Origin of the sequence: Mycolicibacterium sp. ND9-15 (genome assembly GCF_035918395.1) — a bacterium.
Classification (GTDB): Bacteria; Actinomycetota; Actinomycetes; order Mycobacteriales; family Mycobacteriaceae; genus Mycobacterium.
This window is the reverse complement of sequence record NZ_CP142362.1, coordinates 4,102,528-4,117,139: the sequence shown is the minus strand read 5'-3', so window position 1 is coordinate 4,117,139 and position 14,612 is coordinate 4,102,528. Positions and strand designations below refer to the sequence as shown.

Below are 14,612 nucleotides of genomic sequence, written 5' to 3'. Positions count from 1 at the left end.
ATTGAGCGAGCAGGAGAAGGCGCCCCCGACCGTCCCGAAGAGATTGGCCCAGGGGCGCGAACACGTTGTGGCCACGGTCGACGAGATCCCGCCTGGCAAGCACAAACTGGTACCGATCGGCCGCCACGGCGTTGGTGTGTACAACGTCAACGGCACGTTCTACGCGATCGCGAACTACTGTCCGCACGAGGGTGGTCCCCTCTGCTCCGGGCGGACCCGGGGCCGCACGGTGGTCGACGACAGCGTGCCCGGCGACGCGGTGATGGTGCGCGACCTGGAGTTCATCTACTGTCCGTGGCACCAATGGGGTTTCGAGTTGGCGACCGGAACCACCGCGGTCAAGCCCGAGTGGAGCATCCGGACTTATCCCGTGCGGGTGGTCGGCAACGACGTGCTGGTCCAGGCATGACCCCTACTTGCGCGAGTGTGCGTGTTTGCACACGACACACCGCCGAAAAAAAGCAGTTTGCGCACGTTCGCGGAGGTTCAGCGTGACCGCAACCGGAACCGCCGGCCCCAAACTCAACCCGGGCGAGAAGACAATCACCATCAACCGCGGCAACGTCGTCTACGAGATCCTCGGCAGCGAAGGTGATTTCATCGCGCTGACGCCCGGCGGCCGGTTCAGCAAGGACATCGAGGGTCTTCGGCCGCTCGCAGAGGAACTCGTCAAGGGCGGATACCGGGTGCTGCTGTGGGACCGCCCGAACTGTGGCAAGTCCGATGTGCAGTTCTACGGGCAGAGCGAATCGCACATGCGGGCCGAAACCCTGCACGCGCTGATCACCGGACTCGACATCGGGCCGTGCATCATCGCCGGCGGGTCCGGCGGCGCCCGCGACTCGATGCTGACCGCCATGCTGTACCCGGAGATCGTACGAAAGCTGGTGGTGTGGAACATCGTCGGCGGCGTGTACGGATCCTTCGTGCTGGGCTCCTACTACATCGTGCCCAGCATCCTGGCCGTCCGCGGCGCGGGCATGAAGGCCGTTGCCGCCGTTGACGAATGGAAGCAGCGGATCGCGGAGAACCCCGCCAACCGCGACCGGATCCTAAGCCAGGACCCCGACGCGTTCCTCAAGCTGATGCTGCGCTGGCTCAACGCGTTCGTGCCGAAACCCGGCCAGACGATCCCGGGGGTCGAGGACGAACTGTTCGACAACATCAAGGTGCCCACGCTGATCATCCGCGGCGGCGAGAACGACCTCGACCATCCAAAACGGACATCGCTGGAGGTCAGCTGCCTGATCAAAGGGTCACAGCTGATCGACCCGCCCTGGCCCGAGGACGCCTGGGAACGCGCAGGCGAGGAGCGGGCCTCCGGAAAAGTCAAGCGCTTCAACATGTTCGACACATGGGTGCAGGCAGCTCCTGCGATCCTGAAGTTCCTGGACAGTTGATGAGTGGCCCGTCGGCAACCGCGAGCGACGCAATGCGCTACTTCGTACGTATATGTACTTCGCAGTTCAGCGACGACTCGAGCGCGGTGTGGACCCGGCTTTCAGGCACACGTTCGAGATCAGCCTCGGGCAGCGTCACGTACACCACATCCCACCCCTCCTCACCCGGTACGCGCTCGATCTCTCCCGAGAGCCCGAGTCCGGCCAGCACACCGTGCGCATCGTCGTCGGTGCCACGACTGATGAACGTCATCACTCCCGGCACCGGTATCGCGCCGAACGCCCCGAATGCTCGAGCGCACAGCTCGACCGCGACACGATCGAGTTCGGCGGGATCGTCGCCGGTGATCAACAATTCGACCTCACGGCGTTGCGGCGGCAGCGCGCCAAGGTTGTTCGCCACCACCTCGATACCGTCCGCGGCCGCCAGCTCCCGTAGCCGCGCCAGGCCGTCATCGAGTTGGGCGGGGGCGAGCTCGCCCGCTTTGTCGACACCGACGCGCACGACCGCAGTCCTCATGTCCGTCAGCCTATCCGCGGGCCGGAAGGACCAGCCATGACCACTACAGCCACCGAACTCACCGTCGGCGCCTGGCCGGACTGCGCGCCGCGGCTGCTGCGGCCGCCGGGAGCCGGCCCCGAGGACTACGTCGAGTACGCCGGTGCGGGCGGATACCGGCCGCTGACCGACGTCGATGCGCTACTGCAGCAGATCGATCTGTCCGGCCTGCTGGGCCGCGGTGGCGCAGCGTTCCCGATCGGCACCAAGCTGCGCACCGTGCACGCCGCCCACCATCGCGGCTCCGAGACCGTTGTCGTCGCGAACGGCGAAGAGGGCGAACCCGCATCGGTCAAAGACCGCTGGCTGCTGCGCAACCGGCCCCACCTCGTCCTCGACGGGCTGCGGCTGGCCACCGCCGTCGCCGGCGCCTCGCGCGGCTTTGTCTACGTCTCCGACCAGAAAGCTGCCGAAGCAATAGCCGCTGCGCTCGGCGAGTTGCCCCGGGAGACATTCGGTGCGACCGAGATCACGGTCGTCACAGTCGAACCGGGCTACGTCGCGGGAGAGGAGACCGCCGCGGTCCGGCGCATCAACGGCGGACCGGCGAAGCCGACCGACAAGCCGCCGCGTCCCTACGAGGAGGGCGTGACCGGGTTGCCGACGATGGTCAGCAATGTCGAAACCTTGGCCAATCTGCCCTACATTCACGAACACGGCGCCAGAGAGTTCCGGTCGGTCGGCACACCGATGTCACCGGGCACCTTCCTGGCTTCCATCACCGGCGCCGGACGGCCCGCCGCGTTGTACGAAGTCCCGCACGGCGCAGCGTTTTCCGACCTGCTGCGACTGCACGGCCTGACCAACGACGAGGTCACGGGCGTGCTGATGGGCGGCTATTTCGCCGGCCTGCTCAACACCGACATCCTCGATGCGACGCTCGACCACGAATCGATTCGCCGCCTCGGCAGCGGCCTCGGCTGTGGGGCGATCTCAATCCTCACCGACGACTGCCCGGTCGCCGTCGCGGCGTCGGTGATGTCGTACTTCGACCGGGAGAACGCCGGCCAGTGCGGATCCTGCTTCAACGGCACTGCCGCGATGTCCGCGGTCACCTCGGCGCTGCGCGACGGCGTGGCGACCGACGAGGACGTTACGCGTCTGGAGCGGTGGTCGGTGGTGCTGCGTGGCCGTGGCGCCTGCGGCACCCTCGACGGCGCCACCAATATCGCCGCGAGCCTGTTGCGGCAGTTCCCGCAGGTGGTGGCTCGCCATCTCGCCAATGACTGCTTGGCCTGTCGCACCGACGCGTTCGACGCCGTGCGGCCCTACGAAGTGGAGGCGGTGGCTCGATCATGACTGACGGCTTGCGGATTCGGCTCGACCGGACCGTGTGCGACGGCTTCGGGATCTGCGCCAAGCACGCACCGGGATATTTCTCGCTGGACGACTGGGGTTACGCTTCGCTGATCGGCGACGGAACGGTGCCGGAGGAGGACCGGGACGCGGTGATGCGCGCTCTGATGGACTGTCCCGTGCACGCGATCGTCTACCTGGGCGAACACCGGCCCTCGGATGACACCGCGATACATCATGAGGCACACGAGGCGCCCGAGCCGGACCCCAAAACCGATGACAGCGAGGCAATTTCGGGATTCGTTCGGTGAGCAGACCGCTTCCCGAACTGACGGTACTGAACGAGTTCTATTGGACCGCCGGCGCCGACGGCGTCCTGCGCATCCAAGAGTGTCTGGATTGCGCCGCGCTGATCCATCCGCCGCAACCGGTGTGCCGGTACTGCCGGGGCCACAACATGGGTGTGCGCGACGTGTCGGGCAAGGCCACGCTGTCGGCGTTCACGGTGAACCATCGGTTCGGGTTTCCGGACCTGGCACCGCCTTACGTAGTGGCGCAGGTGGCCGTCGTCGAAGATCCGCGAGTTCGGTTGACCACCAACATCGTCGACTGCGACCCCGACGACCTCGAGCTCGGCCAGCTCGTCGAAGTCCAGTTCGAGAAGATCGAAGACGTCTGGCTGCCGGTCTTCCGGCCCAGCACCGACGGGCAGACCGGACCGCTGCCCGAGGACGAGATCGCGCCGCAGGACTTCGGCCGGCACGTGAGCCCGCCGCTGACCACCCAGCGGTTCGAGGAGCGCTCGGCGATCACCGGCATCGGCGCGTCGCGACTCGGTCGCCGACTCATGGTGCCACCACTGTCGCTGACCGTCGAGGCGTGCGAGTCCGCCGTCGCCGACGCGGGCCTCACGTTCGACGACATCGACGGGCTGTCCACGTACCCTGGGTTGGACATCGCGGGCATGGGCGAAGGTGGCGTCGCGGCGCTCGAGGGCGCCCTGGGTCTTCGCCCGGCGTGGATCAACGGCGGCATGGACACCTTCGGCCCCGGCGGCTCGGTCATCGCCGCGATGATGGCGGTCGCCACGGGCATGGCTCGTCACGTGCTGTGTTTCCGCACCTTGTGGGAGGCGACGTTCCAACAGTTGATGAAGGAAGGCAAGGCCGCCCCGCCCGGCGGCGCCCGAACGTCGAGTTGGCAGATGCCGTTCGGTGCGATGTCGGCCGCGCACACCCTGGCGCTCAACGCGCAGCGCCACTTCGACCGCTACGGCACCACGCGCGAGACGCTCGGCTGGATCGCGCTGAACCAGCGGGCGAACGCAACGCTCAACCCGACCGCGATTTACCGCGACCCGATGACCATGGACGACTACCTCAACGCCCGGATGATCACCACTCCGTTCGGTTTGTACGACTGTGACGTACCGTGCGACGGCGCCGTCGCGGTCGTCGTCTCCGCCGTCGAGGCCGCCAGGGACATGCCGCGCAAACCGGTGCTGTTCGAGGCCGTCGGCACCCAGATCGTCGAACGCACCGACTGGGACCAGAGCACGCTGACCCACGAGCCCCAGGTCCTCGGCCAGGCGGCCCACCTGTGGACCCGAACATCGCTGCGGCCCGAGGACGTCGACGTCGCCCAACTGTACGACGGCTTCTCGTTCAACTGCCTGTCGTGGCTGGAGGCCCTCGGCTTCTGCGGCATCGGCGAGGCGAAGGACTTCCTCGACGGCGGCAAGGCCATCGCCCGTGACGGGGTGATCCCATTGAACACCCACGGCGGGCAGTTGTCTCACGGCCGCACACACGGTATGGGCCTGATCCACGAAGCGGTGACCCAGTTGCGCGGCGATGCCGGCCCGCGTCAGGTCAAAGACGCCCGCGTCGCGGTGGTCAGCAGCGGCGGCCTGACCCCCAGCGGCGCAATCCTGATGCGGACCGACGCATGACCCTTGATCCGCGCCCCCGCGTCGTCCTCGTCGACGGCGTGCCGATGTCGGGGCTCATCGCCGAAGCCGAGGATCCGGCTGCGGTCATCGTCGCCTTACACGGAGGTGCAAGCACCGCAGCGTATTTCGACTGCCCCGGGCACCCAGAGCTGTCGCTGCTGCGCACCGGGACCGCCGCGGGTTTCACCGTGGTGGCGTTGGACCGTCCCGGCTACGGCAGTTCGGCGCCGTACCCCGATGCCATGCACCAACCCGGCCGACGGGTGGCTTTTGCGTTCGGGGCCGTAGCGAAGGCTCTCGGCCAGAAGCCGCGCGGCGCAGGGTTGTTCCTGCTCGGCCACTCCGCGGGTTGTGAACTGGCGGTGCGGATGGCCGTCAGCGACAACGCCGCTCGGGCAGGCGTTCTCGGCCTCAGCCTGGCGGGCACCGGGTTGCGCTACGCCGACGCCGCCGCCGACATCATCAAGACGACGACAGCCACTCGGCGGCCGGTAGGACTTCGTGACCTGCTGTGGCAGCCCGCCGACCTGTATCCGCCCGAGGTGCTCTCCGGCGTCACGAACTCGTCCACGGGCGCCCCTTACGAGGCCGAGGTGACGAAAACCTGGCCGCGACAGGAGTTTCCGGCACTGGCTGCACAAGTCGAGGTCCCGGTGCAGTTCACCGTCGCCGAGCACGAGCGGGTGTGGCGAACGGACCCCGAGGCGCTGGCCGACATCGCCGCGTTGTTCACCGCCGCGCCGCGTTTCGAACTCAACGAGCAAGCCGGGGCGGGTCACAACCTGTCGCTGTCAATCGCTGCGGCGGAGTATCACCAGAAGGTCTTGTCGTTCGCCGAGGAATGCGTCGGGAGCCGAAAAGACACTGAGCAGAAAGCGGAGGCGGATTGATGCGCGTCGGATTCATCGGCCTGGGCAGTCAGGGCGGCCCCATGGCACGCCGGATCGTCGAAGGCGGGTTCGAGACCACGCTGTGGGCACGCCGCGCGGCCAGTCTCGAACCGTACGCCGGCACAGCCGCCAAGACCGCAGGCACACCCGCAGAGTTGGCCGCCGCGAGCGACCTGGTGTGCCTGTGCGTCGTCGGGGACGACGACGTCCGCGAAGTGCTCAACGGCGATAACGGGGTGCTCGCCGGCCTCGCCTCGGGCGGCGTGATCGCGATCCACAGCACGATCCACCCCGACACCTGCGGGGAGATCGCCGAAGTCGCTGCCAAACAAGGTGTCTCGGTCATCGACGCGCCGGTCAGCGGCGGCGGCCCCGCGGTCGAGGAAGGCAAGCTGCTGGTCATGGTCGGCGGCGCGGAGGACGTTCTCGAGCGCTGCCGGCCGGTGTTCGCGACATACGCCGACCCGATCGTGCATCTCGGCCCACTCGGTAGCGGCCAGGTCACCAAGATCCTCAACAACTTGTTGTTCACCGCGAATCTCGGCGCCGCGCTGAGCACACTCGATCTCGGTGAGTCGCTCGGTATTCCGCGCGTTCGTCTCGCCGAGGTGCTCAACGGCGGCTCGGCCACCAGCAAGGCCCTCGGTAGCATCGCGATCTTCGGCGGCACGGTCGAGGGGCTCGCGCCGATCGCGGGCGCACTGCTGCAGAAGGACGTTCGACACGCCGCCAGCATCGCCGCAGCGGGATCCATACCGGAGGGAACGGTGTTCACCGTCGCCGACACGGCGCTGAACAACATGGACTACCCACGGTGACGCGCATCGGGTTCGTCGGGGCCGGGCGCATGGGCGCGCCGATGGTGCGCCGCCTCCTCGAACACGGTCACGACGTACGGGTCCTCGGCAGGACCGACGAGCGCTGCGCCGCGATCGGAGACCTCGGTGCGCAGCCGGTCCCCCGCGCGGCCGACGTCGCCGAGGGCGCCGAGGTCGTCGTCGTCTGCGTATTCACCGACGAACAGGTCCAGCAGGTGTGTGTGGACGACGGGGTGGCAGCAGCGATGCGCCCCGGCTCGGCCCTGATTCTGCACACCACCGGAAGCCCGGCCACCGCGCGCGACCTCGCGGCGAAGTTCCCCGACCTCGGCATCGTCGACGCCCCGGTCAGCGGCGGACCCCACAACATCGCGGCGGGCACGGTGACGCTGTTCGTCGGCGGAACCGAGCAGGCCGTCGACAAGGTTCGGCCCGTCCTCGCCTGTTACGGCGAACCGATCCTGCACGTCGGCCCCCTCGGGGCGGGGCAGGCGGTGAAGCTGGTCAACAACAGCCTGTTCGCCGCGCAGATCGGCCTGCTGCGCACCGCGGTCGACCTCGGCGCTCGGCTCGGCGTCGAGGAAGCGAAGCTGCTGACCTCGGTGATGCACGGCAGCGGCGCGAGCCGGGTCGGCGAGCTCATCGCCGCGCGCGGCTCGGTGCAGGGCTTCGTCGCAGACGTCGGCGAGTTCATCGGCAAGGACGTTGCGGTGGTGCGCCGGACCGCCGCCGAACTGGGCGGCGACCTCGGGCTTCTCGACGACGTCATCGATGCCGGAATCAGCCCATAAACAGCGGCGATTCCCCTTACCAGGAGACTTCCGGTGAGGCATACTAGGGGCGTTACAATATTGCGGCCTCGCGTAACGGAAGCGGTCGTCAGCCCGCCGCGAAAGAGGAGACCATGACCAAGCCCAAATTGGTGTTCAACCCGGTGTCGCAGGAGTACTTCGACAATCCGTACGAGATTTACCAGCGGATGCGCGACGAAGCCCCGATCTACTACGACGAGGACGAGGACTTCTATGCGCTGACCCGGCACGCGGATGTGGCCGCCGGGTTCAAGGATCACGAGTCGTTCTCGTCGGCCTACGGCTGCGACCTAGCCATGGTGCGGTCGAAAGACGTTCCGCAGAAGTCCATCATCTTCATGGACCCGCCGGACCACCGGCACATGCGCAGCTTGCTGAACAAGGCGTTCACGCCGCGGGCCATTCAGTCGCAGCGCGAGACCGTCACCGAACTCGTCGAGCAGTACCTGGCCAAGGCCGACCCGGACAACTTCGACGTGGTCCAGGACTTCTCCGGCCCCTTCCCCGTCGAGGTGATCACCCGCATGGCCGGGGTGCCAGAGGACTTCCGCCAGCAGGTCCGGCACTGGATCGACACCAGCCTGGAGCGCCAGCCCGGACAGATCGAACTGTCCGAAAAGAACATGCAGGCCAACATCGACTCGGGCATGTATTACTACAGCCTGGTTCAGGAGCGGCGGCAGAATCCGCAGGACGACATGATCAGCCGCCTCATCGCCGCGGAGATTCCCGACGACGATGGCAATCTGCGCAAACTCGACGACATCGAGATCACTGGTTTCGCAACACTTCTCGGCGGTGCCGGCGCAGAGACGGTCACAAAGTTGGTGGGCAGTGCGGTCGTGGTCTTCGCCCAGCACCCCGAGCAGTGGCAGATGCTGCTCGACGACCGCAGCCTGATCCCCGCCGCGGTCGAGGAGCTGCTTCGCTACGTCGGGCCCGTGCAGTACAACGTGCGCTACAGCATCAAGGAGGTCGAGTTGCCCAGCGGCATCGTCCCCGCGCACAAGCCGGTGTTCCTCATGGGAGCCGCGGCCAACCGCGACCCACGCGCGTTCGACGATGCGGAGACCTTCGACATCACCCGCGACCGCACCCAGGCGCAGAACCTCGGCCTCGGGTACGGCATCCACAGCTGCCTCGGTGCGGCGCTGGCGCGCATGGAGAGCGCGATCGCGCTGGACCGCCTGCTCGACTTCATGCCGCGCTACGAGGTCGACTTCGACGGCCTGCAGCGCGTCACGATGCAGAACGTCGCCGGCTATCACCATGTGCCTGTGAGGGTGTTGAAATGACCCGAAAGATCGTCGTCGACTTCGGGCTTTGCGAGAGCAACGGGGTGTGCATGGGCATCATCCCCGAGGTGTTCGACCTCGACGACCAAGACTATCTGCACGTCCTGCAGGAAGAAGTGACGCCGGAGAACGAACAGCAGGTCAGAGAAGCCGTGCGCCAATGCCCGCGCCAGGCGATCTCGATCGAAGACGCATGACGCGAGACTCGTCGTCGATCTGTTCTCGCAGGAGTACCCCGAAGGACCGCAGCACGTCACCGGATGGTCCCATGCCCCGGTCCGCGTGCTGAGCTGATGCGGTTCGTCTTCGTACACGGCGGTTTTCACGCCTCGTGGTGCTGGGAACGCACGATCGACGAGCTGGTGGCGATGGGTCACGACGCAGTCGCCGTCGATCTTCCCGGCCACGGCGCGCGTGTCGACGAGGAATCGACATTGGCCAACCGCCGCGACGCGATCGTGTCGGCGCTGCGGACCGGCAAGAGCGTGCTGGTCGGCCATTCCGGCGGCGGCTTCGATGCCACGCTGGCCGCCGACGCCGTCCCGGAACTGGTCGACCACATCGTCTACCTTGCAGCCGCACTACCCCGTGAAGGCCGCACCTATCCCGAAGCCATGGCGATGCGCGACGACGGGGATGAACTCGGCGAGGGCTTCGACGCCGATGTCGGAGAGATGTTGGGCTACCTCAAGTTTGACGGCGACGGCGCGATGTGGTTCGCCGACTTCGAGGGCGCGTGGCGGTACTTCTACCACGACTGCGACGAGACCACCGCGCGCTGGGCGTTCGAGCGCCTCGGCCCCGAGCGGTTCGGCGACACGACCGTGACACCGGTGTCGGTGCCCCGGTTCTGGGACGCCGAGTTGCCCCGCAGCTTCGTCCGTTGCATGCAGGATCAGTCGATGCCACAGTGGCTCGCCGACACCGTGACGCGTCGCCTCGGCGTCGAGCAGTTGACCATCGACACGTCGCACTCGCCGTTCCTGAGCCGGCCGCGAGATCTGGCGGAGTTGCTGGTGCATGCCACCACGACCAAACCCATCGGCCCGCTGGTTCCTCACTGACTCAGCTCGCCAAGCAGACCTACACCTGCCCGAAATCCGTTGAAAATGCGCAGTTTCGGTTTACTCGCGGGAGAAGATCAGAGCCCGTGCAGGATGACACCATTGCAGTCGGCGGCGGCCTGGCGCAGCTTCACGGCGGCCTGGTACTCGTCGGAGTAGTACCACGCCTTGGCCGCCTCCTCGGACTCGAACTCGAGCAGAACCGTCTGCGTGCCGTGCCAGGTACCCTCGATCACCTCGGCCTTCTGGTCGAACGCCAGCAGTGTCGCGCGGGCCATCGTCTGGCTGGCCAGCTTGCTGTACTCGACCATTCCGTCCGCATCCTTGACGTCCTCGGTGATGAGGATGTACGCCTTTGCCATTCGAGTCTCCTTGTCTGAATTGTCGGCACCGCCGACGGGTGCTTCAGTCGATTTCGCGTATTGCACGTTCAGGACAGTTCGCGATCGCCTCGCGCGCAGCGGATTCGAGTTCCGCGGGCACCTCATCGGGGCTAGCTACCGACCACCCGTCGTCGTTCAGCTCGAACACCTCGGGGCACAACGTCAAACACATGCCGTGGCCTGCGCAGCGGTCTTCGTCGACGGTGACCCTCATCCGGCATCACCCGAAACGACGTCGAATTCCAGATGCAGTTCGGTCAACCCGCGCAGGATGTAGGTCGGGATGTAGTTGTAGCGGCGTTCACCCGCGGGGCCGTGGTGGGCCTCGCTGATCCGGATGTCGGTGGTCCGGTCCAACAACCGCTCCAGCCCGACGCGGGTCTCGGCGCGCGCCAGCGGTGCGCCCGGGCAGCTGTGAATGCCGCGGCCGAATGCGAGATGCTGACGGGCGTTCTTGCGCTCCGGATCGAAGCTGTCCGGATCCTCGAAGCGGCGCGGATCGCGGTTGGCCGCACCGTTGATCACCATCACCGTGGCGCCGGCGCCGAGCGGGTGGTCGCCGACGGTGGTGGGCACCCGCGACAACCGGAAGTCGCCCTTGACCGGGCTCTCGATGCGTAGGCACTCCTCGATGAAATTCGGCAGCAGGCTGCGGTCCTCGCGCAGACGGCGCTGAATGTCGGGGTGGTCCCCGAGCACCTTCAGCGCCGTGCTCAACAGCCGCACCGTGGTCTCCTGCCCGGCCGAGAACACGTTGGTGGCCACCCGCACGACGTCGGCCACCTCCGGTACGGTGCCGTCCGGGAATGTCGCGGTCGCCAAGCCGGTCAGCACGTCGTCACGCGGTTCACGACGACGGTCCTCGACGTACTCGGCGAACACCTCGTAGAGATACTCCAGCGGCGTCTTGGTCAGGGTCTTGTCGGCGTTGCCAAGTCCGCCGCCGTGCGTTCCGCGGGCCAGCCGCTCCAACAGTTCGGGGCGGTCTTCGTCGGGCACCCCGAGCAGGTCGGCGATCACCCGCAACGTGAACGGTCCGGCGAACCCGCCGATGAACTCCCCCTGCCCGGGCGCGAGGAACTCGTCGAGGATGTCGTCGGCGAGCTGCCACATCGCGTCCTCGTTCTCCTTGAGGCGCTTCGGGGTGATCAGCCGCATCAGCAGGGCGCGATGGTTGGTGTGCGTCGGCGGGTCCAGCGTCGGCAGCTGGTCACTGAACGGGATCTCGTCGCGGTGCTCGATGATCAGGTTGGTCACATCGTCACCTTCGAGCGGCACCGGGAAGCCCGGGAACGGGCCGGTGACCGAGATGCACGACGAGAACGTTTCGGCGTCGTTGTAGACGCCGACGGCCTCCTGCCAGCCGGTCACCATCGTCACGCCGTAGTGGTCCTCGCGACTGACCGGGCACTTGTTGCGCAGCGCCTCGTAGAACGGGTACGGGTCGTCGGTCAGACGCCTGTCCCGGAAGAAGTCGACCGTGGTGAGGTCCTCGGCCATGCGCCCTCCGTTTCGAACGATCTCAAGTGGCGAGAACGTGATTCTCATATCCGGTTATTAGATTTCCATAGTGGCACGCCCGCGTCAACGCGGCGCTGTGCACCCGCTCAGCGCACCACGCGGTTTCGGCGCCCTACCTATCGGACAGCGATCGGTTGCGCACCGAAATCACTCATTGGATCGGCTCGTCGCCGAGCACTGTGGTGCGCAGCATCTCGCGCGGCGAGTCGGGGTCGTAGGGCGCCGCGCGGTGCAGGACGCCGTTGTTGTCCCAGATCACGGTGTCGCCGACGGACCAGCGGTGCCTATACACCAGGCCCGGCTGCGTGGCCCGGTCGAGCAGGTCGGCCAGCAGCGCCCGCCCCTCCTCGACGTCCATGCCGACGACGTGATCCGCCGACGCCCCCAGCACCAACGATTTGCGACCGCTGCGGTGCGTCCACACCAGCGGGTGCTCGTGCGTCGGTCGGGACCGCCAGCGCGCCAACTCCTCGGGCGACGGGTCGGGATTGACCCGACGCTGTGAGGCCTCCAGCGAATGCACCACCCGCAGCGGCCCGAAGCGCTCCTTCTCCTCGTCGCTGAACGCCTCGTAGGCCGCATACGAGTTCGCGAACTCCGTCTCCCCGCCGGTCTCGGCCACCTGCTTGGCCGAGAGCACCGTCGCCTTCTGCGGGCACTCGTCGTTGGTCGGCGTGCATCCGTCGATGTGCCAGTCGAACGTGGCCCGCAGGTAGGCCGCCGAAGAGTTCTTCGACTTGTCGAGCGTGACGGGATAGATACCGGCAACCGGATGGTGACCGTCCGAGGAGTGATCGATGTCGCCGAGTCGCCGGCAGAACGCCACCTGCGCCTCCGGCGTCAGCCCGAGGCCCGGGAACACCAGCACGCCGTTGTCCTCCAGCGCGTCGAGGACCGCGGCGCCGAGCGCCTCGTCGTCCGCCAGCGCCTCGGAGTCCAGACCGGTCACCTCCGCGCCGACCGACGCGGTGAGCTTGTTGATCGTCAGCACGGTCATGGTCGTCCTGTCGTCGTCACGGCACCGGCGCGCTGACGCGGTTCATCACGGCGTCGGCGGAGTCGGCGGGCTTCTGGGTGCCGAAGACCTCGACGGCCATCGACACCATGATCATCGAGTAGATGAGATGCAGCAGGTTCAGCGCATCGTCGGGCACGTCGTCGAGGGGGAACTTGTCGCAGTAGTCGATCGCCTCCTCGAACCGAGGGGTGAACGCATCGTAGAACTCCCGTATCTCCGGCATGGGCGTTTTGAGACGCGTCGTCCATCGCTCTGATTCGGTTGGCAGGCACCACTTCTCGGCGAATGGCTCGAACTCGGCGAAGGCGCTCGGCAGTCGGGTCACCGCTCACACCCCCACGGGTGCGCGTTCGGACTTGTACTCCTCGACCCACTTGACCGCCTCATGATGCAGATGACGCACGAGGATCTCCTGATCGGACAGCGGATAGTTGTCGACTATCGGCTCGTCCAGGCCGTACTCCAGCGCCGCCTGCGTGCCGCCGAGCATCCCGGCGTCCTGCAATGCGAACTCCTTGAGCACGACCGAAGCGACCTCGTGTTCGATACGCTCGCGCACGGAGCGGGCCGGGTAAAACGCGTTGTACGCCTCGAACTTATGGGTGTTGTGCGACGTCGGCCAATACCGGTACAGCAGATACCAGCCGTGGTAGATGAGGATCTCCAGGTTCGGGAAGATCTGGAAGTTGGTGATGCCCCACGGTTCGATCCCGCCCGGGTTCAGACCGGCCGACTGGTGCGTCTCCGGGGTGCGCCACGGCCCGACCAGCCCACTGCGCGTGACCCGTTCGACGGGGTACATGTACTCCGGCGCGAGCAACCACCGTCGCGTACCGGCCGTGGACACCAGGCGATGCGGCCCGTCGATCTGGAAGTGCCCGCACTCGAACGTCGCATTCGGTTGGCGCACCTCGCTGGGCACCTGCTGGCTGTGCAGCGACGGCACGTGATAGTACTCCTGGAACGCGTCGGCGAAGATCTTCCAGTTGCTGTTGTTGCGCGCCTCGAATTCGTAACGCTCGGTCATCATCTCGAACGGGTAGTCGTCGAGCGCGGTGATCATGGGACCGAGGAATTCCCGCAGGCTCCACCGCGGTTCCGGGTCGAAGTTGATGAAGATGAACCCGTTCCAGACGTCGCACCGCACCGGCTTGAGCCCGTATCGCGCGTTGTCCAGACCGAAGAACTCCCCCGGCTGCTGGACGAACGTCAGATCGCCCTTGAGGTCGTAACGCCAGCCGTGATACTTGCAGGTGAACTGACGACACGTGCCCTTGACCTCTTCGTTGGGGTAGTCGTTCCACACCAACTTGTTCCCGCGGTGACGGCAGACGTTGTAGAACGCCCGGATCTGCTGGTCCTTACCCCGCACCACGATCACCGACGTCTTGGCCACGTCGATCTCCTTGGTGAGATAGCTGCCGACGCGCGGCAACTCCTCGACACGGGCGACGTTGAGCCAGGCCCGCTTGAAGATGGCCTGGCGTTCGAGTTCGTAGAACTCCGGTGAGGTCGAGTCCCGGAACGAGATCGGCCCGGTTCCCAGTTCTGGGTAATGCTCGGTCCAGCTTCCGTCAGCCGGCTTGGGCCACTTCGCCATGTGTA

The 14,612-nt window shown here is 66.6% G+C and carries 18 protein-coding genes; 11 read left to right on the top strand and 7 right to left on the bottom strand.

Translation table 11 applies throughout. The annotated features are described in order from the left end of the window. Window position 1 precedes the first annotated feature (1 nt). Complete coding sequence (locus tag QGN32_RS19725) at window positions 2-409, top strand: Rieske (2Fe-2S) protein (RefSeq protein WP_326545957.1); 408 nt, start codon at window positions 2-4, stop codon at window positions 407-409. An 82-nt stretch (window positions 410-491) separates the two neighbouring features. Beyond that, window positions 492-1,400 carry an alpha/beta fold hydrolase gene (locus tag QGN32_RS19720; RefSeq protein ID WP_326545956.1) on the top strand — a complete coding sequence of 303 codons (909 nt, stop codon included), beginning with the start codon at window positions 492-494 and terminating at the stop codon, window positions 1,398-1,400. Between the two features lie 37 nt (window positions 1,401-1,437). Here QGN32_RS19720 and QGN32_RS19715 read toward each other — a convergent pair whose 3' ends face one another. Beyond that, window positions 1,438-1,920: a hypothetical protein gene (locus QGN32_RS19715; protein ID WP_326545955.1), complete on the bottom strand. Its 483-nt coding sequence runs from the start codon at window positions 1,918-1,920 to the stop codon at window positions 1,438-1,440. 36 nt (window positions 1,921-1,956) lie between these two features. On the opposite strand from QGN32_RS19715, the gene QGN32_RS19710 reads away from it, so the two are divergent. From QGN32_RS19710 to QGN32_RS19670, 9 genes are all read left to right on the top strand, one after another. Then, complete coding sequence (locus tag QGN32_RS19710) at window positions 1,957-3,258, top strand: NADH-ubiquinone oxidoreductase-F iron-sulfur binding region domain-containing protein (RefSeq protein WP_326545954.1); 1,302 nt, start codon at window positions 1,957-1,959, stop codon at window positions 3,256-3,258. Beyond that, complete coding sequence (locus tag QGN32_RS19705; protein WP_442791729.1) at window positions 3,255-3,566, top strand: ferredoxin; 312 nt, start codon at window positions 3,255-3,257, stop codon at window positions 3,564-3,566. The genes QGN32_RS19710 and QGN32_RS19705 overlap by 4 nt, the downstream gene beginning before the upstream one ends. Next, complete coding sequence (locus tag QGN32_RS19700) at window positions 3,563-5,206, top strand: thiolase C-terminal domain-containing protein (RefSeq protein ID WP_326545953.1); 1,644 nt, start codon at window positions 3,563-3,565, stop codon at window positions 5,204-5,206. Before QGN32_RS19705 ends, QGN32_RS19700 begins: the two co-directional genes overlap by 4 nt. Beyond that, window positions 5,203-6,096, top strand: coding sequence for an alpha/beta fold hydrolase (locus QGN32_RS19695; RefSeq protein ID WP_326545952.1), 894 nt, complete (start codon window positions 5,203-5,205; stop codon window positions 6,094-6,096). Before QGN32_RS19700 ends, QGN32_RS19695 begins: the two co-directional genes overlap by 4 nt. Next, window positions 6,096-6,914, top strand: a complete 819-nt coding sequence (locus QGN32_RS19690) for an NAD(P)-dependent oxidoreductase (RefSeq protein WP_326545951.1) — start codon at window positions 6,096-6,098, stop codon at window positions 6,912-6,914. Before QGN32_RS19695 ends, QGN32_RS19690 begins: the two co-directional genes overlap by 1 nt. Beyond that, complete coding sequence (locus QGN32_RS19685; RefSeq protein WP_326545950.1) at window positions 6,911-7,705, top strand: NAD(P)-dependent oxidoreductase; 795 nt, start codon at window positions 6,911-6,913, stop codon at window positions 7,703-7,705. The genes QGN32_RS19690 and QGN32_RS19685 overlap by 4 nt, the downstream gene beginning before the upstream one ends. 113 nt (window positions 7,706-7,818) lie before the next feature. Beyond that, window positions 7,819-9,021: a cytochrome P450 gene (locus QGN32_RS19680; RefSeq protein ID WP_326545949.1), complete on the top strand. Its 1,203-nt coding sequence runs from the start codon at window positions 7,819-7,821 to the stop codon at window positions 9,019-9,021. Beyond that, on the top strand, window positions 9,018-9,218 hold the full coding sequence (locus QGN32_RS19675; protein ID WP_326545948.1) for a ferredoxin: 201 nt from the start codon (window positions 9,018-9,020) through the stop codon (window positions 9,216-9,218). Before QGN32_RS19680 ends, QGN32_RS19675 begins: the two co-directional genes overlap by 4 nt. A 96-nt stretch (window positions 9,219-9,314) precedes the next feature. Further along, a complete protein-coding gene (locus QGN32_RS19670; RefSeq protein ID WP_326545947.1) occupies window positions 9,315-10,085 on the top strand; it encodes an alpha/beta fold hydrolase in 771 nt (256 codons plus the stop codon). 77 nt (window positions 10,086-10,162) lie between these two features. Here the strand turns inward: QGN32_RS19670 and QGN32_RS19665 are convergent, their stop codons facing one another. From QGN32_RS19665 to QGN32_RS19640, 6 genes are all read right to left on the bottom strand, one after another. After that, on the bottom strand, window positions 10,163-10,447 hold the full coding sequence (locus tag QGN32_RS19665) for a DUF1330 domain-containing protein (protein ID WP_326545946.1): 285 nt from the start codon (window positions 10,445-10,447) through the stop codon (window positions 10,163-10,165). Window positions 10,448-10,490: 43 nt separating this feature from the next. Beyond that, a complete protein-coding gene (locus QGN32_RS19660) occupies window positions 10,491-10,682 on the bottom strand; it encodes a ferredoxin (RefSeq protein ID WP_326545945.1) in 192 nt (63 codons plus the stop codon). Further along, on the bottom strand, window positions 10,679-11,968 hold the full coding sequence (locus QGN32_RS19655; protein WP_326545944.1) for a cytochrome P450: 1,290 nt from the start codon (window positions 11,966-11,968) through the stop codon (window positions 10,679-10,681). The genes QGN32_RS19660 and QGN32_RS19655 overlap by 4 nt, the downstream gene beginning before the upstream one ends. A gap of 172 nt (window positions 11,969-12,140) precedes the next feature. Next, entirely contained in the window at window positions 12,141-12,986 is an 846-nt protein-coding gene (locus QGN32_RS19650; protein WP_326545943.1) for a TauD/TfdA dioxygenase family protein, read from the bottom strand. A gap of 16 nt (window positions 12,987-13,002) precedes the next feature. After that, entirely contained in the window at window positions 13,003-13,332 is a 330-nt protein-coding gene (locus QGN32_RS19645; protein ID WP_326545942.1) for a hypothetical protein, read from the bottom strand. Window positions 13,333-13,335: 3 nt separating this feature from the next. Beyond that, window positions 13,336-14,607, bottom strand: coding sequence for an aromatic ring-hydroxylating oxygenase subunit alpha (locus QGN32_RS19640; RefSeq protein ID WP_326545941.1), 1,272 nt, complete (start codon window positions 14,605-14,607; stop codon window positions 13,336-13,338). Between the last annotated feature and the right edge of the window lie 5 nt (window positions 14,608-14,612).

Coding starts and splice junctions, on each gene's coding strand:
- QGN32_RS19715 (WP_326545955.1), bottom strand. CDS start 1,920: ATGAGGACTGCGGTCGTGCGCGTCGGTGTCGACAAAGCGGGCGAGCTC.
- QGN32_RS19710 (WP_326545954.1), top strand. CDS start 1,957: ATGACCACTACAGCCACCGAACTCACCGTCGGCGCCTGGCCGGACTGC.
- QGN32_RS19705 (WP_442791729.1), top strand. CDS start 3,255: ATGACTGACGGCTTGCGGATTCGGCTCGACCGGACCGTGTGCGACGGC.
- QGN32_RS19695 (WP_326545952.1), top strand. CDS start 5,203: ATGACCCTTGATCCGCGCCCCCGCGTCGTCCTCGTCGACGGCGTGCCG.
- QGN32_RS19690 (WP_326545951.1), top strand. CDS start 6,096: ATGCGCGTCGGATTCATCGGCCTGGGCAGTCAGGGCGGCCCCATGGCA.
- QGN32_RS19680 (WP_326545949.1), top strand. CDS start 7,819: ATGACCAAGCCCAAATTGGTGTTCAACCCGGTGTCGCAGGAGTACTTC.
- QGN32_RS19675 (WP_326545948.1), top strand. CDS start 9,018: ATGACCCGAAAGATCGTCGTCGACTTCGGGCTTTGCGAGAGCAACGGG.
- QGN32_RS19670 (WP_326545947.1), top strand. CDS start 9,315: ATGCGGTTCGTCTTCGTACACGGCGGTTTTCACGCCTCGTGGTGCTGG.
- QGN32_RS19665 (WP_326545946.1), bottom strand. CDS start 10,447: ATGGCAAAGGCGTACATCCTCATCACCGAGGACGTCAAGGATGCGGAC.
- QGN32_RS19660 (WP_326545945.1), bottom strand. CDS start 10,682: ATGAGGGTCACCGTCGACGAAGACCGCTGCGCAGGCCACGGCATGTGT.
- QGN32_RS19655 (WP_326545944.1), bottom strand. CDS start 11,968: ATGGCCGAGGACCTCACCACGGTCGACTTCTTCCGGGACAGGCGTCTG.
- QGN32_RS19650 (WP_326545943.1), bottom strand. CDS start 12,986: ATGACCGTGCTGACGATCAACAAGCTCACCGCGTCGGTCGGCGCGGAG.
- QGN32_RS19640 (WP_326545941.1), bottom strand. CDS start 14,607: ATGGCGAAGTGGCCCAAGCCGGCTGACGGAAGCTGGACCGAGCATTAC.